Source organism: Photobacterium angustum (assembly GCF_003026365.1).
Lineage (GTDB): Bacteria > Pseudomonadota > Gammaproteobacteria > Enterobacterales > Vibrionaceae > Photobacterium > Photobacterium angustum.
The window spans coordinates 1-682 of the sequence record NZ_PYOM01000054.1; the positions used below are offsets into that span (position 1 = coordinate 1).

Consider the following 682-nt stretch of genomic DNA (forward strand, 5'->3'; position numbering starts at 1 on the left):
TCTAATAGATAAAACGCATTGCCTTCAATAAAGTAAGCAATATCCTTGTATTCTATTTCACTTTCATCTTTTGCGCATGTTTTGATATCGCGAAATAAAACCTGTTCAGCACCAAATGGCTGTTTGTCTGGTGGCGGTAATAAAGTCACTGTCTGAGGGACTGTTGAAGAGCTTGATTCTGAATTATTCATATCTTCATTTCTTAAGTTAATAATTGATAACTTAGTTTTGCTATTTATCAATAGGGCTGATTATTAAGCTATAAATTTTTAAGGCACCATTTAGGCAACTATTACCGCAATCTATCAGTGTTTTTCTGATTTACAGTTTTAAAGGTGATACTGCAAATGGATATATCATTATTGTTAACGTCATCCATAAAAAAATGATTATTTAGCATTATTAAACCTTTAAAGACATAATTAATTGAGTCGCTGCTTCGTAGCGAGTACGTTCATCTTGAGTTTGTTCCAGTAATTCTTGAAACTTTGCGTTATCAATAATGTCGATATTATCTGCAAGTAAATTTCGCCATTTTTCTAATAACATTTGGCTTTTCAATTGCCTTTTTACTAAGCCATTTATTGCCTCCGCACCTTTTAAAATGTCTTTGTTGGTCTTATGTTGCCATGCGGGTAGTAAACTCAACCATGCTCCCCAACGATTAATCATCATAATTTCT

The 682-nt window shown here is 32.8% G+C and carries 2 protein-coding genes; both read right to left on the reverse strand.

Features of this window, described 5'->3' with window-relative positions; all coding sequences use genetic code 11:
• The coding region (locus CTN01_RS22570; protein ID WP_146150448.1) for a hypothetical protein at positions 1 to 191 on the reverse strand (191 nt) is incomplete at its 3' end.
• 211 nt (positions 192 to 402) lie between these two features.
• Positions 403 to 682: hypothetical protein (locus CTN01_RS22865; protein WP_170096488.1), on the reverse strand; the 280-nt coding region annotated here is incomplete at its 5' end.